The following is a 935-nucleotide window of genomic DNA, read 5'->3' as shown; positions in this document are numbered from 1 at the left end:
GACGCGGCCGAAGGTGGGGTTAGTGATTGGGGTGAAGTCGTAACAAGGTAGCCGTAGGAGAACCTGCGGCTGGATCACCTCCTTTCTAGGGAGTCGAAAGGGAGCCAATAAGGCTTTCTTAAAAAAAATTGGTAGTAACGAGCAGATCGAGGAGAGACTTGAAGGAGGAGCAGAGCTTACTCATGTAAGTGAGCACCACAGTGAAAGACTTGACGCAGAAATGCGAAGTTAATAGCAATTTTTGATGGTTTTTACTTGTAGAAGTTATCCTATTATTCTGTTTAATTTTGAAGGATCATAAGTCAGTTGGCAATTAAGAATTGACAATTGACAGCTGAATTCTTCAATTCAATTGGTCAGTTGAATTGTACACTGTGAGTTGAAAGAAATTTTGTCCTTTGAAAATTGCACAGTAAATATAAGAAAGTTGGCAGTAACCAGTATATTTATACGAAGTTAATGACAACTTTAAAAATTAAAATTGGCAGCAGCGAGTACAGCAAGGAAAAGGCCGAAGGAGGAGCGGAGTTTACTTAGCGTAAATGAGCACCGCAGTGAGGCGTTTGACGAAGCTGCAGGAAGCTGATGGCGATTTTAAAGCTAAGGTTAGAAATAACCTTTGTAGTAAGATGCAGATTAAAGCTGAGATTGATATTAAAGAAAATAGTTAAGATTTGTAACTTAGCAATAACTAAAGTAATAGAAAATTGGTAATAACGAGCAGTTCAAGGAAAGGCTTGAGGGAGGAGCAGAGCTTACTTTAGCGAAAGACTTGACGACGAAATGCGAAGTTAGTAGCAATTTTCAGACTAAAGGTCAAGCTACAAAGGGCGCATGGAGGATGCCTTGGCACCAGGAGCCTAAGAAGGACGCGATAAGCTGCGAAAAGCTCTGGGTAGGCGCAAATAGCCAGAGAACCAGAGATATCCGAATGG

The 935-nt window shown here is 41.1% G+C and carries 2 rRNA genes; both read left to right on the top strand.

The window, feature by feature from the left end:
• A 16S ribosomal RNA gene (locus CLLU_RS18505) occupies positions 1-85 on the top strand; the annotation flags it as partial.
• A 729-nt stretch (positions 86-814) separates the two neighbouring features.
• A 23S ribosomal RNA gene (locus CLLU_RS18500) occupies positions 815-935 on the top strand; the annotation flags it as partial.

Origin of the sequence: Clostridium luticellarii, assembly GCF_002995845.1 — a bacterium.
Classification (GTDB): Bacteria; Bacillota; Clostridia; order Clostridiales; family Clostridiaceae; genus Clostridium_B; species Clostridium_B luticellarii.
This window is presented reverse-complemented; position numbering and strand designations above follow the sequence as displayed.